Source organism: Shewanella scandinavica (assembly GCF_031932065.1).
Classification (GTDB): domain Bacteria; phylum Pseudomonadota; class Gammaproteobacteria; order Enterobacterales; family Shewanellaceae; genus Shewanella; species Shewanella baltica.
On sequence record NZ_JAUOES010000012.1, the window covers coordinates 37,776 to 63,165 of the forward strand.

Consider the following 25,390-nt stretch of genomic DNA (forward strand, 5'->3'; position numbering starts at 1 on the left):
TATCTTGTCTATAAAAGGTTAACGGCTTTTAACCTTAATACAAATAAATTGCTGAATTTTTGCAGCTCGGGCTATAGTCAGCTTTTTGATAAGGGGAAATAGATATGTCTTTGATGGTAACGGGTCTTTACGCTAGCCTCACTGGGCTATTAATTGTCGCTTTAGCCTATCGCGTAGTGAAGGTCAGAAAAAGTCACAAGATTGGCCTAGGGGATGGCGGTAACAATGCGCTTGCCTTAGCGAATCGCGTCCATGTAAACCTGATCGAAAATGCGCCTATCGTATTGATTCTCATGCTGGTGGCCGAAGCCGGTGGCTTACCCGTATTTTATCTCCACTGCTTTGGAACTGTGTGGATAGTGGCGCGCCTACTCCATGCTATCGGTTTAACCCAAGGCCAAGGCGGTTACCATTTTGGACGTTTCTGGGGCGTATTGCTCACTTGGATAGTGATCATCAGTCTGGCGTTGGTGAATTTGCTGCATTTTGCTCAAGGTTTAGGAAAGGGTCTCTAGGTTCGCAGGTTTGGGCGGTCAGTTCCGCCCTAAGCCATATCCATAGCGGATTTAGGGGTATTACACTTCCGGCTCAAATACCCCTGAAAATGCCTCGAGTGGTGTTTTTTTAATCGCATCTATCCTCCATTCCCTGCTATACTCCGCGTCCCTAAATTGGCGTAACTTATTTTCGTGGCGCCTTTATTTGACATTACGTTTTCGGGTCACAATCCATGCAAGTTGAATCCACACTCTTTAGTCATCCCAAGTATTGGGCCACGGGCGACAGCACTGCGCCTTTCTTACCTATGTCCCGCAAGGAGATGGATAAGCTTGGTTGGGATAGCTGTGACATCATCATAGTCACAGGCGACGCTTATGTGGATCACCCAAGCTTTGGCATGGCAGTGATCGGCCGTATGTTAGAGGCCCAAGGTTACCGAGTCGGCATTATTTCCCAGCCCGATTGGTCGAGCAAAGACGCCTTTATGCAATTGGGTCGTCCAAACCTGTTTTTTGGCGTCACCGCCGGCAACATGGATTCGATGATCAACCGTTACACTGCTGACCGTCGCTTACGTTCTGACGATGCTTATACCGCCGGCGATATTGGCGGTAAGCGCCCAGATCGCGCTGTGACTGTGTACACCCAGCGTTGTAAAGAAGCCTTTAAAGATGTGCCTGTGATCATTGGCGGTATTGAAGCCAGTTTGCGCCGCATCGCCCATTACGATTATTGGTCGGACAAAGTGCGTCGCAGTGTGATTTTCGATGCCAAGGCTGACATTCTGATGTACGGCAACGCCGAGCGTCCTTTAGTTGAAGTGGCACGCCGCTTAGCTGCCGGCGAACCGATTAGCTCGCTGCACGATGTGCGCGGCACTGCGGTTATCCGTAAAGAGCCGCTGCCCGAATGGCGCGGTATGGACTCGCGTAAGATTGACCAACTGCACAAGATAGAGCCGCTGCCGAATCCTTACGGCGCCGATGATGTGGGTTGTGCTAACTTGTCTGGCCCGTCGGATGTGAAGATATTCGATAACGAAGCACCTAAGCCAATTAGCGTTCAGCCGCCTAAACCTAAGCCATGGGATAAAACCTATGTGCTGCTGCCAGCGTTTGAAAAAGTCTCCGAAGACAAATATTTATATGCCCATGCTTCACGGATTTTGCACCAAGAGCAAAATCCAGGTTGTGCCCGTGCGTTATTCCAACCCCATGGCGATCGCGCCGTTTGGGTGAATCCGCCCGCATGGCCGCTTAATACCGATGAGATGGATGCCGTATTCGATTTACCTTACCAGCGCATTCCTCATCCTATCTATGGCAAGGAAAAAATCCCTGCCTATGACATGATCAAGACTTCTATCAACATCATGCGTGGTTGCTTTGGTGGTTGTTCTTTCTGTTCGATTACCGAACATGAAGGCCGAATCATTCAGAGTCGTTCACAAGAATCGATTGTTAAAGAAATCAAAGATATTCAGGAAAAAGTGCCAGGCTTTACTGGGGTAATTTCCGATTTAGGCGGCCCAACCGCCAACATGTATCGTTTAGGTTGTACTAGCGAAAAGGCCGAAAAAACCTGTCGCCGTCTTTCTTGTGTGTTCCCATCGATTTGCGGCCACTTAGGCACAGATCATAAACACACTATCGACCTGTACCGCGCGGCACGTGCGGTACCTGGCATCAAGAAAGTATTGATCGCCTCTGGCGTGCGTTACGACTTGGCAATTGAAGATCCGGCTTACGTTAAAGAGTTAGTGCAGCACCATGTGGGCGGCTACTTAAAAATCGCCCCTGAGCATACGGAAGAAGGTCCGCTCAGCAAGATGATGAAACCTGGCATGGGCGCCTACGATAAGTTTAAAGAATTGTTCGATAAGTTTTCGAAGGAAGCGGGCAAAGAGCAGTTCCTGATCCCTTACTTTATTTCGGCGCATCCGGGCACGACCGACGAAGATATGGTGAACTTAGCGCTGTGGTTGAAGGAACGTAAGTTCAAGCTCGACCAAGTACAGAACTTCTATCCGTCACCGATGGCGAATGCGACCACGATTTATCATACCGAGTTAAACTCGCTGAAAAACGTCAAGCACACCAGCGAAGTGGTATCAGTGCCGAAGAAAGGGCGCCAACGTCGTCTGCACAAAGCATTGCTGCGTTATCACGATCCTGCGGGTTGGCCATTGATCCGTGAAGGGTTAACTGCCATGGGGCGTGAAGACTTGATCGGCAATAGCCCACATCAATTAGTGCCGCCAGAAGGTCGAAATGAGCGCGGACCTAAGTGGATGAAAGATGCCAACCAAGGCCAAAAAGCCTTTACGCGCTTCTCGGGTAATCAGTTTGATGACCGCAAGGGCGATGGCAAATCTAAAGGTGTGGCGAAAGGCGGCGCGCAAGCTCAGGCTGGTGCTGAATCGAAACCTGCCGCTAAAGGTGGAAAACCCGCAGCGAATGGGGCTAAGCCAACCGGCTCTAAACCTAGCGGAGCCCATTCGAGCCGTCCGGGAGCAAAAGCGCCCTTCGGTCAGTCTGGTTTTAAGGCCAGCGGCTCTCAGGCTAAAGGTGGAAGTCCATCAAAAAGTGGTGGTAAACCAGCAGGTAAGCCCGCTCAGGGTCGCCAACAGGCTAAGTAATCACTTTTAGCTATCACAATAATGTACAAAGGCCGCTCCAGACATGAGCTTGGAGTGGCCTAGTTAGCACGATCATCCTGCGATACTCTCCTTTTTTACAATCCTTTTTGATTTCGCCACAATTTTTCCAGTATGTTTACCTTAGCTCAGTCTGAAATAAGTTAATGCATATACGTGCTAGCACTTGAGCTTTTTGTTATCAGCCCCTCATCATCTTTACCGATAAATGCTTACAATGAGCGGCGCCGCGATAAAATAGTCCTAACTGGTATCGCAGGGCGAACTATTATAAAATCTCGTCTGATGCTTATGTCTACTATTTGTTTATATTCGATATTTTAGCTATACATCTCACCCATACCCGCGGCTTGTTAACTAACATTAGATACTATGAATAAAAAGCGTAGACCCACTCTTCAAGACGTTGCCGATCAAGTTGGGATCACCAAAATGACGGTGAGCCGCTATTTAAAAAATCCAACAAGGGTGGCGCAAAGCACTCAAGAAAAGATAGCTATCGCGCTAGAAACCTTAGGTTATATACCTAATCGCGCGCCGGAAATTTTGGCGCAAGCAACCAGCCGCGCCATTGGCGTGTTAGTGCCGTCGTTAACCAACCAAGTGTTTGCCGAAGTGCTGCGCGGTATCGAGAATGTGACTGGAAAACGCGGTTATCAAACCATGCTGGCTCACTACGGATATCAGGCAGAATTAGAAGAGGAGCGGGTGGCATCACTGCTTTCTTACAATATTGATGGCTTACTTTTATCCGAAAGTTACCACACGCCGCGTACCGTGCGAATGATTGAAACGGCGGGCATTCCGGTCATTGAAATGATGGATAGTGTGTCGCCTTCAATTCAACAGTGTGTGGGGTTCGATAACACAGCAGCTGCATGCGAAATGGTTAAGGCCATGATTGCACAAGGCTATCGCCACATTGCTTATCTAGGCGCGCGCATGGACATTCGCACTCAGCTTAAGATGCGGGGCTACGAGTTAGCGATGCAGGAAGCCAAGCTCACACCTTTGACGATGACCACCAATGAGGCTTCATCGTTTTCCTTGGGTGCGTCGTTATTACAGCAAACCTTAGCGAAATATCCCTATGTGGATAGCTTTTTCTGCACTAACGATGATCTAGCGGCGGGGGTGATATTTGAGTGTCAAAGACAAGGCATCAAGATCCCAGAACAAATAGGCGTTGCAGGGTTTCATGGCCATGATATAGGGCAATCCATGACGCCAAAATTGGCGAGCATTATTACCCCAAGAAAGGAGATAGGTCGAATTGCTGCCACTGAGTTATTAGACCGATTAAATGGCAAAGAGATAGCTGAATCGGTTATCGATCTGGGTTATCGCATTGATCTAGGGGAAACATTGTAGATTTCCCCTCGATCTTTCGCTTAACGGCTAATACTTGTCATCACTGGCTAGCGTTAGAGAAACGCAGAGATGATGACTGCGACTATGCCGCCCGTCGTGCCGATAATGGTCTCCATTACCGTCCACGTTTGCAGCGTTTGTTTTTCTGATAATCCAAGAAAACGATTGGCGAGCCAGAAGCCTGAGTCATTAACGTGCGAGAGCACAATCGAACCACCGCCAATGGCAATCGTAATCGCTGCCAATTGAGCACCATCTAAGTTCAATGGTTCAAGTATCGGGATGATAAGGCCGCAAGCCGTTAACATAGCCACTGTTGCCGACCCTTGGATCACGCGCACCGAAGCCGACAAAATAAATGCCAGTATCACAATCGGTAATCCCGAACCTGCCAACATATTCCCTAAAGCATCGCCGACACCTGAATCAATCAGTACTTGCTTGAACACGCCGCCAGCACCGGTGACGAGAATAATAACCCCAGCAGGTTGGAGCGCACTGCTGCAGATTTCCATGATGCGGTCATTGGGAATATTACGTCTCACGCCCAGCACATAAAATGCGATTAAACAGGCAAGCAGAATGGCGGTGAAAGGATGACCTATCAAGGCGAGCCAATTATGCAGATCGGATTTTTCATCAATAAAGCGCGACACAACTGTCTTTAAACCGATAAGCAGCAGTGGAAAAATCACAATACTGATTGAGAGCGCGAATGAGGGGATAGGTCCACCTTCTCGTTCACCTTTTTCTTGCTGCTCGTGGGCTGGTAGCTCAACATGGACTTTTTGCGAGATGAGACTGGCAAAGAGTGGACCGCCTAGAATCATTGCAGGAATCGATGCCAGTAGACCGAAGACTATCATGTAGCCAAAGTCGGCATTGAGCTGTGAAGCGACCAAAATAGGCCCAGGTGCAGGGATAAGAAACGCCTGACAGGTGGCAATACCCGCGAGCAACGAAATACCAATTTTAACGACGCTGCCGCCCCCTTTACGAACCACGGCAAAGGCGATGCCAATCAGTAGTACCACAGCAACGTCGAAGAAGAGGGGTAATGCACAGATAAAACCAGTAAAGGTCATCGCCCAGTGGGCTTTGTCGTTACCAAATTTATTCAGCAGTGTATGGGCTATCTGATCTAGTGCACCAGTCTCTTCCATGACGCGACCAAACATCGCCCCCAAAGCGACCACCACCGCCACAAAGCCCAGTGTTCCCCCCATACCTTGTTGAATAGTATTAGTGATATCGGCTGGGTTCATGCCAGAGAAAAGACCGGCAATGATCGACACCAGTATCAGTGATACCACTGCATGTAATCTCACTTTCATCACTAAGAACAGTAGCAGGGCGATTGAACCCAGCGCTGTCAGAATCAATGACATATCAGACATAAGAGGACTTTTCCTTGTTAGTTAAGTTGTCCACATTTTTGTAGGTTACCGGTAACATGTTACCCGTAATATGATAGAGTGGGAAGTGACTAAATTCGAGAATTGGCATGAGGTTAACAAAGTGACTGAGAGAAAAAAAGGCAATAGCTATGTGTTCATGGGCGTCTCTAGTTGTGGCAAATCTTCGATTGGTGCTGCGGTCGCAAAGGCGTTAGAGACGAAATTTATCGATGGTGATGACCTGCATCCTAGAGCCAATATTATCAAGATGAAATCTGGCTCACCGCTTAACGATAGCGATCGCGCTCCTTGGCTTGAGCGCATCAACGATGCTGTGTATAGCATTGAACAAAAAGGTGAACAGGGGGTGATTGTCTGCTCTGCGCTGCGTCGTCAGTATCGTGACTTAATCCGTCAGAACAACAGTAAGCTGGTGTTTATTCACCTATATGGTGATTTTGAATTAGTCAAAGAACGCATGTTTGCCAGAAAAGCCCACTTTATGCCGATTGAGCTACTCAAGAGTCAGTTTGACACGCTGGAGATGCCTGCGACCGATGAAGCTGATGTTATCCAAGTGAGCATAGATGGCACTTTCGAAGAAGTCGTGCAGCGCTGTATTCAGGCGATAAATGGCGAAGTATAGACAAACGTCGGTTATTGGAACTTAACGCGAGGCTTGTCTGCTTTATCATGATGTTGCAGATTAGCCTTTAAAGCGAAGGGGTAGCTGAACGACAGTCGTCGGCATTAATAAGTGCCGCTGAAGGTCGAAGCAAATCTGGAGCTAGCCGCTCGAAATTGAAAAAAAACCACTCCAGAAACTGACTTGGAGTGGCGTAGAGATAATGGTAAGCCTGCGGTACCATCCAATGAGTGTTACGGCGAGCGTTTGTAGACGAAACGTGCGCCGCACCTCAGCCTCAAATAAGCTCACGCATATGAGCGATGACGCGAGCTGCCTGTCCTGCAAAACATGGTTAATTGAACATGTGATTAAAACAGCCACTGAAGACTGTTATTTAAAATAGTCCCGCTATATATGACCAAGGAATGCCAAAGTTGAATGAGCGCTTTAGCCACCTTGGTCAAATTCCCTTGAGCCTTAAAAGAAGTAATTAATCCCGACTGCGAAGCTGTTGTCTTCCTGCGCTTCAAGCGCGGTATCATCCATATCACTGAAATCTAACTTCATTTCAGCAAACATCACAGTGTCGTTGCTATAGCGATAGTGCAGACCCAGCATGGCAAATTGGCGGGTCCAATTACCTTGGATGGGCGTAGTTGCATCTGTGTCTAAATCTAAATAACTGAGCACGACCATAGGCACAAAACCGTTGTCGAATTGATAGGCCGTCATCAACTCGGCACCAGTGGCGTCGTAGAGATCACCATTGACCAGTTCATTACTCTTACTTTGGTGAGCGTTAAAACCCACATAGAGACCGCTGGCTTCGCGTCCTTCGGCATAGTGGTAGTAGTCACCATACATGGCACCAATACCGATGATTTCATTGGTTTCATCGACTTGGGTATTACCTAAGTGGCCTTCAAAATCACCGCGGTTAAAGCCTGCGAGTAGCTTGAACTTGTCGGTTGCCGCATAGGTGATGCTGGCGCCGTAACTGCTGTCGAAACTCAACTCAGAGTTACTCATTTCGCTGCCGTCATCATTTTTTAAGCTGACATCGCCATTGGTTTTGGCTGCATATTGCAAGGCGATTTGCACTGGGCCGACACTATTGCGGTAAATAAAGGCGGAGTCGGCACGGCCAGTGCCGGTGAGGCCGCCATCGCCAAAGGTGTAAGCACCAACGCTGTAACCTGCGAAAACGTTGGGTAAATCTGTGGTGCCGGCGACATCGTAATAGGCGCCCCATTGTTTACCAAAGCTCAAACTCCCCCAGACATCGTGGGACATGCCAACATAACCTAAGCGGTTATAGAGAAAATCATCGGTCTTTTCGGCGGCAAGTTTGCCCCCTTGCATCACTAGGCCATCGTCGCTGGAGACCATATTGATCCCCCATTCTGTGGTGGCGAAGGCGGTCCAGCCGTTTCTCTCACTGCGCTCGAAGCTAAATCTTAAGCGTGATGAATCGTCGATAACCGAGGTGTCGTGGCTGTCATTCAGGGCGGCAAACCCCAACCAACCGGTTAAATCTAATGTATTTTTTTGATCTTTATAAAGCTCAACCGCCTGACTGCTGGTGGCCGTTAATAGCATAGGTAACACTAAGGCGAGACAAGTCTTATTCATAAATCCCCCGATAATGAGCAAGTATTCTCCAGGGGATCATAGGCTTGGCCTATGATCCCTGAGTAACCGTTCTTTTAGATGGTGTGATTAATCGTTTTCGATAATGCGCTAGCCGGATTTAGGTTGGACGCGTATCGGCAACGGGTGCTTTGTTTGAGATCACGCCGAAGATAGTCCAACCGAAGAAGGTGGCCATGGCGCCAAGCATTACTGCGGTTTCGCCTGAGCTATACAGGGCATAGAAGCTATATAAGGCACCGATCACGGCAATCACGTTGGCAATACGGGCTTTATTAACTGGTACTTTTTGCTGTCTTTGCATTATGCCAAGGGCGGCCATCGATAGTATGTAAGGCACAATGTTGGTGACGACGGCGAGGTTAACGAGTGCTTCGAACTGTTTGCTCAGTGATGGGCTAATAGTCATCAGAGATAAAACGGTTTGAATACAAACGATAATGGTCATACCCCAAATTGGCGCATCGGCTTTACTGACTTTAGAGAAGATTTTAGGGAAGAATCCTTCATCGGCAGAGGCTTTAAACACTTGGGCAATAGTGAACTGCCAACCTAGCAGCGAGCCAGTACAAGAGATAATGGCGCAGGCCATCACGATTTTACCGACCACAGGGTTAAACATCTGCGCGAAGGCTAAACCGAAGGGCGCGTTTGACATGGCAAGTTCGGCGTTTGGCACAATACCGGCAATGACGTTAGTAGAGACGATATAAATTACCGCCGCGCCTAAAGTACCGCCCATTACTGCGATAGGGACGTTTTTCTCTGGATTATCGACGGCTTCGGAGTTGGCACAGGCCGATTCTAAACCAAGGAATGCCCACAAAGTCATGGCGATAGAACCGCCTAACGCTTTGAAGAATGGCATATCATGCGGGTTCCATGCGCCTTTATAGAGGTCGATATCAAACCAGAACCAACCAATTAAAGACACGCCAATCACGGGCAGAATAATCCCCCACACAGTCACGCTACTTACGCGACCTGTGATACGGGCACCACCGAAGTTAGCAATCGTTGCCAGCCAAAGTACGCCAATGGTTGCAAGACAAATGGCCATCGGGCTTAGGTTTACATCGAGCAGCACGGCGGCATAACCCACGGCTGAGATCGCAATGGCGACGTTGGCGATGAGCAGTGAAACGGCATAGGTGTAGTTAGCCATAAAGTTGCCTGAGCGGCCGAAGGCATATTCGGCATAACCGCCCATACCACCGGATTTCTTACTGAACATACCGCACTTGGCAAAAGCGTAGGCGAGGGCAGTTGAACCCGCCGCTGTGACTAACCAAGATAAAATCGAAATAGTACCGACTTGAGCTAATTGGGTTGGCAGCATAATAATGCCCGAACCCATCATGTTGACTATGGTGATAATAGTTAATTGGACGACGCCAATTTTATTTTCTGATTTACTCATACTAATAACCTAATGTAGGTGACTTATTATAGGGAGTATGAAATTGACTGCAGAGCGGGGTTAATAAACTCTGCAGTCAGTTTTCATTATTTATTTAGTACATAGCCCATTGCTTGAATTTTGCCGTCAGGAGTGTTTTCGAGATAAACACCTTGTAGTTCTGGCGAGAATCCAGGTAATAAGTTGATACCTTCTTCGAGAGCTTGGAAATAACGTTGAACAGAGCCACCCCATATTTCACCTGGTACCATACATAACACACCTGGTGGGTAAGGAAGTGCGCCTTCTGCGGCGATTCTTCCCTCAATTTTTGATAGTGGGACTAATTCGACTTTGCCACGAATAAACTCTAGGTTTGCTTCCTGTGGATCCATGACTTTGGTTGGGAAATGCGCTTTACGGAACATTTCTTTCTGCAGTTGTTTTACATCATGGCTGACATAAAGATTGTGCATTTCTTGGCAAAGTTGGCGGATGGTATAGTCTTGATAACGCGCTTTATTCGCGTTATAGACGTTAGGTAAAACTTCAGATAATGGCGCATCTTCATCGACTAATTTCTCGAATCGAGATATTTGCGAGACCAGATGTTGCATCTTGGCCATATCTTCCGCAGGCGTCATCAGGAATAAAATCGAATTTAAGTCGCACTTCTCAGGAATAATATTATTTTCCCGTAAGAAGTTAGCCAAAATAGTTGCTGGAATACCAAAGTCGGTATATTTACCGGTTTCTACATCTATGCCTGGTGTTGTTAATAGGAACTTACAAGGGTCAACGAAGTATTGGCCTTTGTCATAACCTTCGAAGGAGTGCCATTTCTGACCGGGTTCGAATTCGAAGAAACGTAAGTCATCGGCCATTTGTTCAGTTTCATAGTCTTGCCATAGGCGACCATCTATCATGGTTGGCACGAATGGCTTGATATATTTACACTTTTTCAGCAGTAGCTTACGTGCTTCGATGCCGGCTTTTACCGCTTCGCGCCACAGGTAACGACCACTCGCGCCTTCGTGCATTTTCGCGTTCACATCTAGCGCCGCAAATAATGGATAGAAGGGACTGGTAGAGGCATGCATCATAAAGGCGTTGTTGAAGCGTTTATGGTTGCAATATCTATCTTGGCCTTTGATATGTTTATCTTTTTTATGGATTTGCGATGTTTGCGAGAAGCCCGCCTGCTGTTTATGCACCGACTGAGTCACGATAATGCCAGGATCTTCAGCGGTCAGTTCGAGCAAGAGTGGCGAGCAGTCATTCATCATAGGGATGAACTGTTCGTAACCGACCCAAGCCGAGTCAAATAAGACGTAATCACATAGATGACCAATTTTATCAATTACTTGGCGAGCATTGTAGATGGTGCCGTCATAGGTGCCGAGTTGGATTATCGCTAAACGGAAGGGGCGTTTTTCATCGGCTCTTTCTGGGGCGACTTCGCGAATTTGATCTCTTAAATAGGACTCTTGGAAGCAATGAGCGTCGATACCACCAATAAATCCGAAGGGATTACGTGCGGTTTCTAAATAAACGGGTGTTGCACCAGCTTGGATTAACGCGCCATGGTGGTTTGATTTGTGGTTATTGCGGTCGAATAATACTAGGTCACCTTTAGCAAGCAGCGCATTGGTCGCCACTTTATTTGAAGATGAAGTGCCGTTAAGTACAAAGTAGGTTTTATCGGCATTAAAGACTTTGGCAGCATATTTCTGCGCTGCCAGTGGTGCGCCTTCATGGATCAATAAATCACCCAATTTTACGTCGGCATTACACATGTCGGCGCGGAAAATCGTTTCGCCAAAAAAGTCGAAGAACTGACGACCCACAGGATGTTTACGGAAGAATTGTCCGCCTTGGTGACCTGGACAAGCAAAGGTGGAATTACCCATCTCAACGTACTTTTTCAGTGTGCCGAAGAAAGGAGGTAATAGCGCTTGCTCATATTTATCGACCGCAGTTTCAACCTGTTTTCCGTAGAAGTCAGTGTTATCGCCGCAGAGTTCAAATACCCCAGTAATAGATGAGCAAACATCGTCTGGGAAAGTTTCTTCGCAGCAAACTGAAACGAAAATCGGTAGTTTCAATCCGGTGTTTTTAATCTTTTCAACAATACCATTTCTAACATCATCAACAGAGACTACAGCCGCGCCCACATCGCAAAAATCTGTGGTTAATACATTGACGACTTCTCTGTCGATATCGAAACAAGATCTAACAGATAAGCTAGCGGCTACTTTTAATGATTTCATAGTTAATTTCCCTTTTACTTTTTAAAAAATAGATACAAGTGTGCCTATACCTAATTAAAAACATTAATGGCATAAAAATTAGATATAGCTATTCCGTGCGCAGGTTAGATGTGGTTATGCCAATGTCGCGAAATAAATAAAAGTTAAAATATATTTATTGGGCGTGCAAATAGCTTAGCCGCAGTAAAACTGCACTGATAAAAGAATGCTTTGATAGTGACGCAAGATAATAAACCAAAAAAAGACAGTACATTAAGTGTTTGCAAAAATTAGAGCAATAGCACTTTAGACCTGTTTGTTGGCCTACTACCTGCGCTGAGATTAGCGGAGGAAGATAAAGGAGTGATCGAAATAGTCACGTTGACTAGGCATCATGATATGCCGCGTGCGCCGGATATGCGCCATGATTTTAGATTTCCTCTTCATATACGACTCCATTATGACTTAGAGAAAATAGTTAGGTTTTTATTACGGAGTGAAGTTTATATGTGAGTTATAAATAAAATCATGACCTATGTCTTACTTTTTAATATTCAGTGCTTAAATTTAACTTATTTAATCGATATTAAACTGAGTCAATCATACTTAAGTATCTTTATCTAAATTATGAAAGTAAATATTGTCAGTGTTATTTAAATAATGATTTTTGCATAAAACATCTTATTCTTTTTTTCTGATTTTAATTAAAGGGCTGTAGTAATAGGCCTCTTGATTTATACCGTGCGGCGAACTTGCATGGTTATGCATAAATTCTCTTTACAAAATCACATGCATGCTGAAAGATTGCAAAAATGACAGTTTTTTTCTCACATTTGAGCATTTGGGGCAGAAAGTTGCCGTTTTAGGGCAGATGTGATCTTTTGGATTGACGTAGATTAGTCAGGTCGAAACATCAATGGGAGATAGACATGAATAAATGGTGGCTAGGGGCGAGTTTAGTATTGGGCTTATTTGGACAGGCACATGCTATGACGTTAACGAGCAAAGATATGAGCGAGGGCAATAAACTCACATCGCAATTAGTATTTAATGGTTTCGGTTGCCAAGGTGAAAACATTTCGCCGCAACTGACTTGGACTGAAGTACCTGCGGGGACGAAAGCGTTTGCGGTGACGGCTTATGATCCTGATGCGCCAACGGGCAGCGGTTGGTGGCACTGGGCGGTATATAACTTACCCGCAGCGCAAACATCACTGGCGCAAGGCGCGGGTTCGCATGCAGATGCACTGCCCAAAGGCGCTATCGCTTTGAAGAACGACTTCGGCACCACTGACTTTGGTGGCGCTTGTCCGCCCGAAGGTCATGGCGTACACAGGTATGAATTCACTGTGTGGGCATTGCCCAGTGCATTAGATCTGCCAAAGGACGCTAGCCCTGCATTATTAGGCTTTATGCTCAGAGCACAAGCCTTAAGTAGCGCCAAGTTGACTGCGGTATATAACCGATAATCCATTGATAATTAGGCTGGTGTCATGATCCGTTTGTTTGAATATGATTCGAAGCAGGCACAATCTTTATCTCAAGTACCTGTGCATCAGCCGTCGATTATTCGGGTTATCCATGGGGAAAAGTCTTTACTCTGGCAAGATGAATCCGTTTTGGTGGGCCAAGGTCAGTTACTGTTAATTCCTGCGGGTTCGCATATCAGCTTTGTGAATCGGCCTTTTCATGGGCGCTATCGGGCGGTACAGTTATTACTCCCCCACGATTTGCCCCAAGGCATTTTATCGAGCACGGCCGATTGGCGCGATCCTATGCCAGTCCAAAACGTATCGCGCGCGGTGGACTTAGCTTGGAATGCGTTATTACAGAGTTTGAGCTTGTCTCTGGCTGATTCTGTTCAGCTGCATTATCTGGCTGCGTTACTGCTCAGTTTGCCTGATAAACGCAGTGTGAACTGGTTGTATGGCCACACGCAACGCAGCGTGACTCAAGCGGCCTTGGCTTTGATGAGCGTGAGTCCTTCGGCTCCATGGCAGCAGGAGGAGATTGCCGACAAGTTACACATGAGCACGGCCAGCCTTAGGCGTAAATTGGCGTTAGAAGACACCAGTTTTAGGCAGTTGTTAGTCGAAGTCCGGCTGAGCCATGGTTTGGCCATGCTGCAAAACTCGGGCGAGCCATTACTACAAGTGGCCTTAGCCTGTGGTTATCAATCGGCGGAAAAGTTTTCCTTACGTTTTAAGCAACAATTTGGCCTGACCCCTGCGGCTTATCGTCGTACACTGTGAGGAGGAATAGATTGATACTCAAACAATCTCAAGCTGCAGGAGCGATATAATGGCGGATGAGCAATTTACCGACAGCGGATTTTGGAACAAGGTTAAACTCTTTAGCCGTCAGGCGGGCAGGGAAGTGATCGAGCGTGCCCTGTGGCTTTATTATGCGGCGCAGCAGCCAAATACCCCTAAATGGGCTAAGTCTGTCATCTTCGGTGCCTTGGCGTATTTTATTTCTCCCTTAGATGCGATCCCCGATCTTACGCCTTTAGTGGGCTTTACCGATGACTTAGGTGCCCTTGCCGCAGCTTTGACTATGGTGACCTTATATATTGATGACGAAGTGAAATCCCTCGCGGCGGATAAACTGGCGCTCTGGTTTGGCGATAAACCGACGGAACCTAAGGCTAAAGCCTAATGTGCTCGCCAAGACCTAAGTGATGCTAAATTGCGCTAAAAATATGATTTTATTAGGAGTCGTGGATTTGGTTTTTACTTAGATTTTCTGGGGTAAAAATATTTTTTTGCAAACGTTTCACTATTGCTTGATTGCGCTATATGCTAGCGCTGTTTTGTAAACCCCTTGTGTTTGTTTAGGCAGATAAATGAAAAATATTATGGTAGTGATCCTATGGTTTTTAGGTGTCTCTGCCGCTACCCCCGCGTTTGCCGATGAGGCCTCTCCGGAACAACTCGCCCGTCTTTATCTCGATTTTATGGCGCAGAATAGTCGCCAGAGCGAAGCTTTGTGGCCGGGTTTTCGCCTCGAAGATAAAGTGCACCTCTTTAGTTATGGCGGCAACGTCTGGCTGCGTCAGCCCGGTGGCGAAATCATTCAAGATAATAGTGTCTTAGAGTCAGTCAACCTGCAGTCTGGTTTGTCTGTTAATTTCGGTTTTCCGCAATATCAAGGTCAGCCAGGGGTACTAATCCAACTCGAAGCGCCGAACATCCAATTTACTGCCGACACTAAGCCCACGGATTTAGCCTTTTTAATCTGGGCCAGTAATGGCCTGCATGAAGCTTTTCACTTTTATGCGCAATCCGAATGGCGAGTTTTAGAAGAGGGCAGGCGTTACGAGGGCGAAGTGTTTCCGCTCAGCCTCGATGCCCGTTATTACCGTTTACAGTTGTTTGATGCCTTAATGGCGGCGCTGGCACAACCCGAGCAGCAGTCATTACACTTGAGCCATGCGGCCTATTGGTTGCAGCAATGGCGTCAAATTGCGCCAAACGAGGATAGAGTCGGTTACATCAACGACCTCGTCGAAGGCAGCGCTAAGTATGTGGAACTGGCTGCTGGCGCACGTATCTTAAGCCAAAATCAAACCTTACTCGGTTATCAGCAAATACTGACCCAATATGTGCACGACTATTACCAGCAGAGGAAAATGTTGGGTGGTTGGACGGCGGAGGCGGAAAACATCGGTGCTCTGGCGGGCATATTGTTGGATAGCACTCAAGACCCTTATGTGTGGAAAGAGTCTGTCATGTCGGGCATGTTACCGCTAGATTTACTGTTAAATCGCGTGAAACCAGTGCCGCCGGTGGAAAGAAAAGACAATAAACAGAAGAAGCCGTTACAGCAAATGCTAGCGTATTATCCTGCCACTCAAGCGAAATTGTCGCAGCTATTATTGAATGCGCAAGACGTTAGAGTACCGTTATTGGTGATGCCGAGCGTGAGCGATAGCAGTAGTTTTATTGATGTGGGTGATGTGCGTTCTGGTTTTTATGTTGTGCCGTACCAAGATGAAATGACGCAAGCCTATCTAGGGATGAGCGCGCAATTTAGTAACTTGTCAGTGAGTGGCAGTCCATTACTCGATGTTCCTGTACAAAATTATTGTGAGGGCATTGAGGCTGCAACTCTGTTACCTTTGGCATTCCCCTTTCAGCGTGAGGGTCAGTATCTGGTATTCAATGAAGCAGAAGTCCATGGAACTATTAGGGTTTCTGCGAGTGTTGTTGATGGAAGAACCCTCTACTGTGCGATGAATTAATAATGAGAAAAAATCAGCTCGAATTTACTTACATGCGTGGCATTGCGATTATCTTTATCGTGCTTGGCCACAGTATTTACAACTCTGGAGAAGGTTTCCCGCTGCTGTTGGAAAACCTATTACGCGGTGGCACGGCTTTGTTCGTGTTTATCTCAGGGTACTTTTTCCATCGTATTTTTTATAAGGATTTCGACTACAGCAAGTTCATGAAGAACAAAGTACAGAACGTACTTTATCCTTTTTTAGTCGTGTCTCTGATCGGTTTATTCTGTTTGTGTTTGCGCTGGATTTTTATGGAGCACCAGTCGCTCGACAAACTCTTGCTGAGTATTTTTTACACAATACGTAACGGTTATATCCTGTATCCGCATTGGTATATTCCATTCATCATGGCGGTATTTTTATTTTCGCCAATATTTTTGTGGTTTATCCGTTGCTCACAGCAGATGCGTTGGACGCTATTTGTACTGAGTTGTGTGGTGGCTATTCTGCTGCATAGACCCATAGGCAACGTCAATTTCATCCACTCAGTGGTGTATTTTATGCCTTTCTATTTGATTGGTATTTTATATTCGCAAGATGAACATATTGTGACGCGCTTTGGTTCTATCTTTACTGCCCTCGCGATGATTTTTTTAGTGGTGAGCTTAGTCGAGCAAACTTACATAGTGCAGCATATTGGTAACTACCATAAGGCTCCGTTTGAATATAACGGTATCGATTGGCAGTTTATTCAAAAACTCTGTTTATGTGTGTTAGTGCTGAATTTCTGCGAATGGTTGTCGGGGCGCAGTCGATTGCCTTGGTTAGTGGAAGTGGCTGAGATGAGTTTTGCGATTTTCTTTATTCATCCGCTGTTCGACATGATGTTTAACGCCACTGCGACCTTAATGCGTTACCGTTTACCGCCGGGATCTTGGGTCACTAGCGTGCTCTTCTCTGCGGGGATTTTTATCTTCCTGATGATGGGAAGTATTATTACGGCTCGCTTTATCAAGAAGCGTCTCGGTAATCGTTCGCGTACTTATATCGGCTGGTAATCACTTGGCTTATCGTCACTAACACTAGGGAAAATTCAGTTTGAATTTATTTCCTAGTGTTAGGGTGTTTTTCATCTAAAAAAATGGAGAACATGATGAAGTCCAGAATTGCCCTACAGAGTCTCGCGCTCGCCAGTTTGTCTTCGATTGCCTTACCATCCATAGCGGCTCAAGCTGAGCCCATATCCACTGAGACCCAGAATGCTTTCTTCGCGCAAATTGCCGCCCATTGTGGCCAAGCTTTTGCGGGCAAAGTGGTTTCGGGTGACACTGCGGACTCGGCCTTTAGCGGTAAGTCTTTAATTATGCACGTGCGCGAATGCAGTGACACTGAGCTTAAGATCCCGTTCCATGTGGGTGATGACCATTCACGTACTTGGGTGCTGACTAAAACGCAGCAAGGGCTTAAGTTGAAACACGATCATCGCCATCAAGATGGCAGCGAAGATGCTGTGACTATGTATGGCGGCGATACCATGAATGATGGGACAGTGCTGAAACAATCGTTCCCCATTGATAGGGAATCTATCGACAACTTCGTTAAGAATGGGCTAACCCAGTCGCTCACGAATGTGTGGCACATGGAAATCACCCCAACGACGTTTAGCTATCAACTCACGCGCGAAAACCGCGATTTCAAAGTCGATTTTGATCTCACTCAACCCGTCGTATTACCGCCAAAACCTTGGGGGCATGAGTAGTTTAGCTGGGCCTATAATTGGGCTGATGTTGCTATAATTTGATGTATTTCACTTTATTCTATGTATTTCATTTGTGATTTGCTTTCAGCAGAAACCTTTGCTGAAAGCATGCTTTGACATTCTCTATCCGGCTCCTTATCAGCATTGCGGAATTACTTATTATCGTATGAGTATCGACTCTGATACTATTTCTATCTAAACCTAGACATGAACTTATCAGTCCAAAACATGATAGAACTCGATTCTCCAACGCTAATCATCGCACAAGCTATTGTTCAATGGCTGCTTGCAATATTACTGATGGCTGAGAGGGGAATGGATAAAGGGACAAAGTACTGGGTTATTGCACTGTTTATCCACGGGATTGCTAACTTACTGCTGTTTTCTCGTCCTTATTTACCTCCCGTTATTGCGGTTATTTTTTATAATTTTTGCGTCACTACTGCGTTTTCATTCAGTTATCTGGCGTTTGCTCGCTTAGTGGGTAAACAAGCGCCGCTTTGGCTCGTTTTATTTCCCATATTCGTGATGATCCTGACTATGTCTATTTATATTGATGACATAGCCATGCGAGTTATTTTTGCAAGTATTATTACGGGTACTCAATTGATCTTAATGGCATTTATTTTAACGAGAGGCAATTGGTATGGAAGTGAAAAGCTAAAGGGCTGGTTGATGTATTCTACTGGCTTATTCGGGGTAGGCTTTATCGTAAGAGCCTTATTTTGTTATGTAAAACCTGAATTATTTATTCATTTAGTCGCCAAAAGTTCTTTTCAGAGTGGATTAGTGATTGCTGGAATGATTTATATCATTTTCAGCACGGTTGTCATTCTGTTAGTTAGATTGGATAGATTAAACAAAGAGTTATCCACATTAGCTTCGCAGGATAGTTTGACGGGTTTATTTAACCGAAGGGCTTTTATGCATAATGCGACGAGTATCATCGCCAGTGAAAACTTTCCCGTTAGTGTGCTTATGTTAGATCTTGATAATTTTAAGAAAATTAATGACGTACACGGACATAATGTCGGCGATACTGTGCTTAAGCTTTGTGCTGATGCTTTGCAAGATGGACTAAAGCAATATGGCATTATTGGCCGTTTCGGTGGCGAAGAGTTCGCCGCCATTTTACCCAGAGCAGATAGCGAACAAGCATTAGTTGTATCCGAAAAACTTCGATTAGCTATTGAAACAATTAATGTAAATCCAGATATACGGTTATCAATTAGTATTGGTGTGGCGACGTCTAGTAGTGTTTCGAGTATTGAGCCTTTGCTTATTCGGGCTGATAAGGCTTTGTATGAGGCTAAATCTAAAGGTCGCAATCAGGTAATTCATGCAGATCTGTTAGCACTTAATTAGTTTTTTATTCAATGGCTTATTTATCCTGTTATTTCATGTATTCAGCCTTTATACGACCAAGTCACTTGGGAACAAGCTAAAAGTGGTTTCAAACATTGTTTACTTCTATCTTAAATCATAACGTTATAAAAAAAACGGCGAGCACTGAGGCTCGCCGTTTGAGTTAACCGTTTAATGGTTCGTGTTAGTTAGCTTTAGGCTCGAAGCTAAAGGCTTGACCCGCAAGCGCTGCTTCAAACATCAAACCGCCTTTCGCTGCAGTAAATACCGCCATGCCGTTAATGTACGAGCCACTGGCCGAGCGATTTCCTCCCGATTGGCCTGCGCCTGCTGAGTTGCCTGTGGTTCCCGCTTGAGCACTTGCGCCCATGTTGATGGCAACCGCCGAGGCTTGGGCATCAAACTCGAAACTGCCGCTCGTGAAGGCTTCATAGGATTTAGCATCTTTAAAGAAGATGATCTCGCTGTAGGCTTGTCCACCTAATTGAAAACCGATGGATAATTGAGTCAGGCTCGAATCACCCATATAAACACCGCCTTGATAGACTCGGCCCTTGCCATAGGCTGCGCCAATGCCTATGCCGCCTTTACCCACAGTCGGGAATAACGCATAGCCATAGGCTGTGTCGAAAAACTTACTGGTTTCTTTCGCTTTTTGGAAATTGACTACCGCCTGATCATAGCTTTCATCCGCATGTGCAGTGGGCGCCGCAAATAGGCTCACGATAAGGCATGTCGATGCCGCAATGGCAGTTAAAAATGATTTCATGGTAACGCCTCTTCAAGTCTTCAGTTGCTCCAGACTAGCCTTTATCGACACAAATGACAGCCAAAAGTGACTCCTGTGTCAGCTTAGGTTCAGTGTTCGACTCAATGGTTGGAGTGATATTGATGGTGATTATTGGAGTGTGGTTTCGCCAATTAGTTCTTAGGTGGTGAAGAAGCTTGGGGTTTTTCTGTGTCGTCCTGCTGAATTTGATGTAAGAATTCATACTCCTCAGGGGTGAGCACATTTTCAATCGCGATCGGGCGTGGCTGTGGTTGGGGTTTAGCCAGGCGACCTTTTAGGTAGGCAGATCGGGTGATTTGTTTCAGGCCGTATACGGCCAACATATACATGCTCAGCAGTAAGGTGAGTCTTGGCAACGCATGGGATAGCAACGATAAGTGATCACCAAGATAGAAGGGCAAAATCACCACAAACACGCGGATCAGCCAGTTCAACAACATGGCTAAAGTCAAACCTATCAGCCACCGAAACCGAATGGTACCGAGCGCCTCTTGGGTTAATGTGGCATCACTTTGATTGCGTTTATGCCGACGAAACAGCACCCACAGTGCGATAAAGTAACAACAGGTTTGTATTGATAGCAGTGCGGGCAGTATGGCGCCCCATTGGCTAATGCTAATTTCCTTCAGCATTTGGGCTAAAGGTTGCCACTCCCCGTTGGGATGTGCGCTTAATCTTAGGGCGATATCTAAAATGGCGAAAACTAAGGTGAATGCCGACGGCCAGTAATGTTTTGAAAATCCTAGCTGTTTATGGGTTGGTACTAAGCTGCGTTTGCAATAGAGATAGAGCAAAGGCATAAGCAAAAAATAGATAGGGTTAATCAGGTTGAATAGAATATGGATCGGAATTGGACTGTTATCGCGGTTCAACAAACCCGTTAGGAAGTACAGGGCGATGAGACTTAAGAAAGCGGCGAGGAGTTTTTGGTTACCGTCTGGGTGATAAAAGTAGCGAATATAAATAGCTAACGCGAGGCAATGTGCGCCTCCGAATAACGACAACCACCAGTAAGCTTGAGCGAAAAAAGTATTAAAATCGTTCATATGCGATACCTCGAGCCCTGTTATATCAGGGAAATCGGCTCGGTAAAAGTATCGCCGTTAGTTTTTCTGCTGGCTTGCTATGCGCCGATGACGATTTGAAGCCGCCTCTGGCACTGCGCGGGGAACGGGAATTCGTTCCGCGAGTAAGTGTTTGATTGCACGAATGGGATGCGGTAACAGCATCCTAGGACCGGAGAAGATCATGATCTCTTTGACGATTTGTTTCTGCGCGGGTTTGTAACAATGCACTGGGCATTTATTACAGGTAGGTTTGCTTTGTCCGTAGGGGCAGCGATCTAGGCGTGTCGCGGCATAATCCAATAGCTCGATGCAATCTACACATAGACCTGTTGAATCTTGGCCTTGGTGTTTCGCTTTGCAATAAATCGCCACCATTGCGGCAATGGTCTGGTGTTCGTACAGGAGTTTGCCCGTAAGTAGTGTGGCTGTGCCCATTGGAATACCTTAGCTTGTTACTCGGATATCCCATCATAGGCAGTGAAATTGGCGCTGACAAAACGAAAGCGCCAATTTATGAAGGTGCGCACAAAATAGGGCTTTAAACAATCTCGTCATCCTCAATGTCGCACCTAAAAGTAAACCTTAGATATGCATCACTTTGTCGGCAGCCAGTGTCCAGCGAGTTAAATCTTGTAGCGTACCTATGTGCGCGCCTTCGATGATCATTTCCGCCGTGACGCCTCGCGCTTGAGCGCAGGTCTTACAAAGCAGAATCGGCACTTGCTGCGCTGAGAGGATCTCGAACATCTGTTGTAGGTTATAGCTTAAGTCGGGTGTGGTTTGATTTTTGAGTGCGCCAAACACGGCATCAGACATGAGAAAGAGTTTAAGATCGACGGCTTGTTCATCCTGATCCTTCAGTGCTAATGCGATGCGTAGGCTGTTAAATAGCTTTTCTGTTCCGTAGGGGCTAGCGTGGGCCACGATAAGAATACTTTGCATCAGTTTTTCCTTATATTTGTCGTAAACTGGGCGATTGGGGTGATAAGGCAACGCGGTTCCGTCAGTCTAGCGCAATTGGCTATAACTATTTGAGCGCAAGATCGTATAAAAAGGCATAAATACTTGATTTACACCGACACAATGGACTTTAATAGCGGTTAATCTCTGCTCAATTTTTAGCTAGACTCGGTTGCCATGGACACTGTCCTAATGGATTTTGGCAAACCAATTGACACGGTTTCTGACGAGAAGCAGCCATCAAAGGTGAACAAGAATGAAGATCATAGTCGTATTTATACTAATTGCTGTCGGGGTGTTTTTATTCCTTCGCGCGCAGCGATTGGCGAAAGAAGAACAAGAGGCGATGAAACCCAAGTCGACCACGGTAAAACCTGTTGTTCCTACCGAAGAGGCACCTATTTCCTCCGCTGCTGTACCCGAGCGCGTAGAGCCTGAGCCAGTTGAGCAGGCTGAGGACACTCGCGTGGTGGAAGTTGAGCCTATCATCGAAGTTGAAGCTGAATTAATGCCCCGTGAGACGAATGAGCCGGCGAACATTTCGGTGGAGCTAGACACAGATATCATCGAAGTCGATATTCCTGCGGCCCATAATGAAGAGTCGGTGATCATTTTAGGCACCACGCCAACAGATGAACAAGCTGACGTTAAGACTGAAGCAGAGCCAGCATCGAGCACGCGTTCAGAGGTCGGTGCGCCAGGGGCTTGGGCGAATGTAACCTTAGTTCGGGCCTTTGAAGAATATCAAGGGGCAACGTCAGCCAGTGCTCGCTATACCGCGCTGCAAAATATGGTCGCAGAGTGCTACAAGCAGCGTAAATCGGCGGATTATCTCAACTATGGCGCTCAGTTAGCTGAAGAGTATGTCGCACTGTTCAAAGCAGCTAGCGCCGAGCAAGGCAAAGATACTGAGCTCAAATCTTCCGGTTTCTTGCATTTAGCCACCTTGCTGAATGATACCCAAGCCTTCGATGCCGCTATTGTCATTTGTCGTAAAGCATTAGCGCTTGGGCTGAGCGATGGCACTGTCACTGGCTTTGAGGGCCGGATAAATCGGATTGAGAAAGCACAGGCTAAAGCCGCCACGGCTTAACACTTTGGATGGGAGCGCTTAGCGGGTAAATCCTTAAACGAAAAGCGGTTATTTCCCTCGTCTAAGCAGTGTAGAATCCCTGCTAACTGAATGCGCAAAAGGCGAACTAAGGTTCGCTTTTTTTATGGGCCTATTTTATGGGCTTAAGTAGGGGAAAAATGAAACTAAGCTATGCCTTACCGAATGTCTTATTCGGGCTTGGATTATTGCTACTCAGTGGCTGTACTAAAACCCCAGAATGGACCCTATTTTATTATCCCGATGTGAGTGCCATTCCGGTGACACCTTTGCAGGCCGAAGATATTAATGGTTACTACGATTCTCTAGAGCAATGCCAGAGCAAGGCTCATGGTATGCAACGCCTAAGTCGTTCTGGCGTGAGTGGTTTTGGCCTTGGATCTTATCAATGTGGGCACCTATGTGAGTTCGACGATAAGTCGGTGCTGGTTTGCAAGACCATGAGCCAATAGGTGGACAAGATGAAGTTCAAACAGGATTTTTTTACTCAGCTGCCTGAGTTTTATTCCCAAGTCTATCCCCAGGGTATCAGTCATCCCCATTGGCTTGCCTGGAGCGACGATGCTGCGCAATTAATCGGCTTAACTCAGCCTACCGATGAGTTATTGCTGGGACTCTCTGGCAATGCCGCCGTCGATGGCGCGACTTACTATGCTCAAGTCTATAGTGGCCACCAATTTGGCGGTTACACGCCGCGCTTAGGGGATGGACGCTCGATCATTTTAGGTGAAGCGATTGGCCCAAATGGCGCATGGGATGTCGCCCTTAAAGGCGGCGGTCCGACGCCATATTCGCGCCGTGGTGATGGTCGCGCTGTGATGCGCTCTGCCGTGCGTGAGTTTTTAGTCTCTGAAGCGTTGCATCATTTGCACGTGCCGACGACCCGTGCCTTGGCCGTGATTGGCTCTGACCTACCCGTATGGCGCGAGAGCCAAGAAACCGCAGCCATTACCGTGCGTTTAGCCCGTAGCCATATTCGTTTCGGCCATTTCGAGTTTTTCTGCCACAGTGAACGCGGCCGTGCCGATAAGCTGATTCAATTACTCAATTTCACTATTACTCAGCATTATCCCCATTTGAGTTGTGATGCCGCAGGCTATAAAGCGTGGTTTTTACAGGTAGTGCAAGATACCGCTAAGATGATTGCCCACTGGCAAGCGGTCGGTTTTGCCCATGGCGTGATGAACACAGACAATATGTCGATTCTGGGTGACAGTTTTGACTTCGGCCCCTTTGCGTTCCTCGATACGTTCCAAGAAGATTTTATCTGCAATCATTCGGATCCCGAAGGTCGCTATGCCTTTGGTCAGCAGCCGGGGGTCGGTTTGTGGAACTTGCAACGCTTAGCGCAGGCGCTCACACCTGTGATCCCATCCGATGACTTAATTGCCATTCTTAATCAATATCAAGAGGCGCTAGTGCAGCCTTATTTGCGCTTGATGCGGGCGAAATTAGGTCTCTCTGCAGTTGATGTCCCGTCGGTAGAGCAGGACAAACAGGATCTCGACCTCATAGGTCGATTCACTGTGCTGATGGAGAAAAATCAGCTTGATTACACTCAGACTTGGCGCCAATTAGGCAAGCTAGATCCGACCAGCAAACACTGTGCGCTACGGGATGACTTTATTGATGTCAGCCAGTTTGATACTTGGTATCAAGCTTACCAACAAAGATTGGGCGCAGTAGCGGATATCCCCGCGTGGCAAACTGAGCGCAATAGTGTGAATCCCAAATATATTTTGCGTAACTATTTAGCCCAAGAGGCGATAATCGCAGTAGAAGAGGGTAATCTTGCGCCGCTGCATTTGCTGCAAAAAATCTTAACTCAGCCCTTTGCCGAACACGCAGAACATGAAGACTTGGCAAAGCGTCCACCGGACTGGGGCCAAGGTTTGATCATGTCATGTAGTAGTTGATTGGATAACAAGCATGAAATTACCAAGCACGCACCTAAAAGCCATTAGCTTAGATACCATAAGCTTAGATAGAAGTGCCTTAAGTTTAGCGGTCAGTGCGGATATCGATTTTGATCGTTTCGCCGACTTTGCCGAACCCTTAGCCGCGGCGCTCGATTGCACTGTGCGCGAGCGTCAGTGGGGCGCCGACAGGCATCAATGGTTATTAGAATTTGAAGGCAGCCAGTTATGGCTCAATTATGAGTTTTACGGCAACATTTGCTGGCTCTCGACTGAACGAGATGCCGATTTTGAGGTGCTGGAATACTTAGCTACTTTGCTGCAACCTCACCTAAGAGTGAACTGA

24 protein-coding genes are annotated in these 25,390 nt (G+C 46.6%); 15 read left to right on the forward strand and 9 right to left on the reverse strand.

The genetic code is table 11. The features are described from left to right. The first annotated feature begins 104 nt into the window (after window positions 1-104). From Q4Q50_RS12215 to gntR, 3 genes are all read left to right on the forward strand, one after another. Window positions 105-515: an MAPEG family protein gene (locus tag Q4Q50_RS12215; RefSeq protein WP_063884632.1), complete on the forward strand. Its 411-nt coding sequence runs from the start codon at window positions 105-107 to the stop codon at window positions 513-515. Window positions 516-730: 215 nt separating this feature from the next. Next, window positions 731-3,139 carry a YgiQ family radical SAM protein gene (locus Q4Q50_RS12220; RefSeq protein ID WP_259544928.1) on the forward strand — a complete coding sequence of 803 codons (2,409 nt, stop codon included), beginning with the start codon at window positions 731-733 and terminating at the stop codon, window positions 3,137-3,139. A gap of 390 nt (window positions 3,140-3,529) precedes the next feature. Further along, the gene (gene gntR / locus Q4Q50_RS12225; RefSeq protein ID WP_259521855.1) at window positions 3,530-4,528 is read left to right on the forward strand and encodes a gluconate operon transcriptional repressor GntR; all 999 of its coding nucleotides are present in this window, start codon (window positions 3,530-3,532) and stop codon (window positions 4,526-4,528) included. Between the two features lie 53 nt (window positions 4,529-4,581). On the opposite strand, the gene gntU is transcribed toward gntR, so the two are convergent. After that, a complete protein-coding gene (gntU, locus tag Q4Q50_RS12230) occupies window positions 4,582-5,925 on the reverse strand; it encodes a gluconate transporter (protein ID WP_006083518.1) in 1,344 nt (447 codons plus the stop codon). Between the two features lie 85 nt (window positions 5,926-6,010). Here gntU and Q4Q50_RS12235 point away from each other — a divergent pair, with 85 nt between their 5' ends. Further along, window positions 6,011-6,571: a gluconokinase gene (locus Q4Q50_RS12235; RefSeq protein WP_006084481.1), complete on the forward strand. Its 561-nt coding sequence runs from the start codon at window positions 6,011-6,013 to the stop codon at window positions 6,569-6,571. A gap of 459 nt (window positions 6,572-7,030) precedes the next feature. On the opposite strand, the gene Q4Q50_RS12240 is transcribed toward Q4Q50_RS12235, so the two are convergent. The 4 genes from Q4Q50_RS12240 to speFL all read right to left on the reverse strand — a co-directional run bounded on the left by Q4Q50_RS12240 (window position 7,031) and on the right by speFL (window position 12,310). Continuing rightward, window positions 7,031-8,185: a porin gene (locus Q4Q50_RS12240; protein ID WP_012588781.1), complete on the reverse strand. Its 1,155-nt coding sequence runs from the start codon at window positions 8,183-8,185 to the stop codon at window positions 7,031-7,033. A 118-nt stretch (window positions 8,186-8,303) separates the two neighbouring features. Further along, window positions 8,304-9,623 carry a putrescine-ornithine antiporter gene (gene potE / locus Q4Q50_RS12245; RefSeq protein WP_311899514.1) on the reverse strand — a complete coding sequence of 440 codons (1,320 nt, stop codon included), beginning with the start codon at window positions 9,621-9,623 and terminating at the stop codon, window positions 8,304-8,306. 86 nt (window positions 9,624-9,709) lie between these two features. Further along, window positions 9,710-11,872, reverse strand: a complete 2,163-nt coding sequence (gene speF, locus Q4Q50_RS12250) for an ornithine decarboxylase SpeF (protein WP_012197746.1) — start codon at window positions 11,870-11,872, stop codon at window positions 9,710-9,712. A 321-nt stretch (window positions 11,873-12,193) separates the two neighbouring features. Further along, the gene (gene speFL, locus Q4Q50_RS22385) at window positions 12,194-12,310 is read right to left on the reverse strand and encodes a leader peptide SpeFL (RefSeq protein ID WP_100199882.1); all 117 of its coding nucleotides are present in this window, start codon (window positions 12,308-12,310) and stop codon (window positions 12,194-12,196) included. Window positions 12,311-12,780: 470 nt separating this feature from the next. On the opposite strand from speFL, the gene Q4Q50_RS12255 reads away from it, so the two are divergent. The 7 genes from Q4Q50_RS12255 to Q4Q50_RS12285 all read left to right on the forward strand — a co-directional run bounded on the left by Q4Q50_RS12255 (window position 12,781) and on the right by Q4Q50_RS12285 (window position 19,200). Further along, window positions 12,781-13,320: a YbhB/YbcL family Raf kinase inhibitor-like protein gene (locus Q4Q50_RS12255; RefSeq protein WP_311899517.1), complete on the forward strand. Its 540-nt coding sequence runs from the start codon at window positions 12,781-12,783 to the stop codon at window positions 13,318-13,320. 24 nt (window positions 13,321-13,344) lie between these two features. Continuing rightward, window positions 13,345-14,103: a helix-turn-helix transcriptional regulator gene (locus tag Q4Q50_RS12260; RefSeq protein ID WP_259567062.1), complete on the forward strand. Its 759-nt coding sequence runs from the start codon at window positions 13,345-13,347 to the stop codon at window positions 14,101-14,103. A 49-nt stretch (window positions 14,104-14,152) separates the two neighbouring features. Further along, window positions 14,153-14,509: a YkvA family protein gene (locus tag Q4Q50_RS12265; RefSeq protein ID WP_311899520.1), complete on the forward strand. Its 357-nt coding sequence runs from the start codon at window positions 14,153-14,155 to the stop codon at window positions 14,507-14,509. 187 nt (window positions 14,510-14,696) lie between these two features. After that, window positions 14,697-16,094 (forward strand): hypothetical protein, encoded by a 1,398-nt coding sequence (locus Q4Q50_RS12270; protein ID WP_311899521.1) that lies wholly within the window; start codon window positions 14,697-14,699, stop codon window positions 16,092-16,094. A 2-nt stretch (window positions 16,095-16,096) separates the two neighbouring features. Further along, window positions 16,097-17,134 carry an acyltransferase family protein gene (locus Q4Q50_RS12275; protein ID WP_006083507.1) on the forward strand — a complete coding sequence of 346 codons (1,038 nt, stop codon included), beginning with the start codon at window positions 16,097-16,099 and terminating at the stop codon, window positions 17,132-17,134. Window positions 17,135-17,229: 95 nt separating this feature from the next. Further along, window positions 17,230-17,835 carry a hypothetical protein gene (locus tag Q4Q50_RS12280; RefSeq protein WP_311899522.1) on the forward strand — a complete coding sequence of 202 codons (606 nt, stop codon included), beginning with the start codon at window positions 17,230-17,232 and terminating at the stop codon, window positions 17,833-17,835. Window positions 17,836-18,063: 228 nt separating this feature from the next. Next, window positions 18,064-19,200 (forward strand): GGDEF domain-containing protein, encoded by a 1,137-nt coding sequence (locus Q4Q50_RS12285; RefSeq protein WP_256613132.1) that lies wholly within the window; start codon window positions 18,064-18,066, stop codon window positions 19,198-19,200. A gap of 184 nt (window positions 19,201-19,384) precedes the next feature. Here Q4Q50_RS12285 and Q4Q50_RS12290 read toward each other — a convergent pair whose 3' ends face one another. The 4 genes from Q4Q50_RS12290 to Q4Q50_RS12305 form a co-directional block, all read right to left on the reverse strand. After that, complete coding sequence (locus tag Q4Q50_RS12290) at window positions 19,385-19,969, reverse strand: YSC84-related protein (RefSeq protein WP_006083498.1); 585 nt, start codon at window positions 19,967-19,969, stop codon at window positions 19,385-19,387. Between the two features lie 152 nt (window positions 19,970-20,121). Then, window positions 20,122-21,036 (reverse strand): hypothetical protein, encoded by a 915-nt coding sequence (locus tag Q4Q50_RS12295; protein WP_012090454.1) that lies wholly within the window; start codon window positions 21,034-21,036, stop codon window positions 20,122-20,124. Between the two features lie 57 nt (window positions 21,037-21,093). Beyond that, complete coding sequence (locus tag Q4Q50_RS12300; protein ID WP_311899524.1) at window positions 21,094-21,492, reverse strand: nitrous oxide-stimulated promoter family protein; 399 nt, start codon at window positions 21,490-21,492, stop codon at window positions 21,094-21,096. A 147-nt stretch (window positions 21,493-21,639) separates the two neighbouring features. Beyond that, the gene (locus tag Q4Q50_RS12305) at window positions 21,640-21,999 is read right to left on the reverse strand and encodes a DsrE/DsrF/TusD sulfur relay family protein (protein ID WP_006083495.1); all 360 of its coding nucleotides are present in this window, start codon (window positions 21,997-21,999) and stop codon (window positions 21,640-21,642) included. 274 nt (window positions 22,000-22,273) lie between these two features. On the opposite strand from Q4Q50_RS12305, the gene Q4Q50_RS12310 reads away from it, so the two are divergent. From Q4Q50_RS12310 to Q4Q50_RS12325, 4 genes are all read left to right on the forward strand, one after another. After that, window positions 22,274-23,110, forward strand: coding sequence for a hypothetical protein (locus Q4Q50_RS12310; protein ID WP_311899525.1), 837 nt, complete (start codon window positions 22,274-22,276; stop codon window positions 23,108-23,110). Window positions 23,111-23,268: 158 nt separating this feature from the next. Further along, window positions 23,269-23,580 (forward strand): hypothetical protein, encoded by a 312-nt coding sequence (locus tag Q4Q50_RS12315; protein ID WP_105250486.1) that lies wholly within the window; start codon window positions 23,269-23,271, stop codon window positions 23,578-23,580. 9 nt (window positions 23,581-23,589) lie between these two features. Next, the gene (locus tag Q4Q50_RS12320) at window positions 23,590-25,044 is read left to right on the forward strand and encodes a protein adenylyltransferase SelO (RefSeq protein WP_311899526.1); all 1,455 of its coding nucleotides are present in this window, start codon (window positions 23,590-23,592) and stop codon (window positions 25,042-25,044) included. A 13-nt stretch (window positions 25,045-25,057) separates the two neighbouring features. Next, window positions 25,058-25,390: a DUF3630 family protein gene (locus Q4Q50_RS12325; protein WP_259567074.1), complete on the forward strand. Its 333-nt coding sequence runs from the start codon at window positions 25,058-25,060 to the stop codon at window positions 25,388-25,390.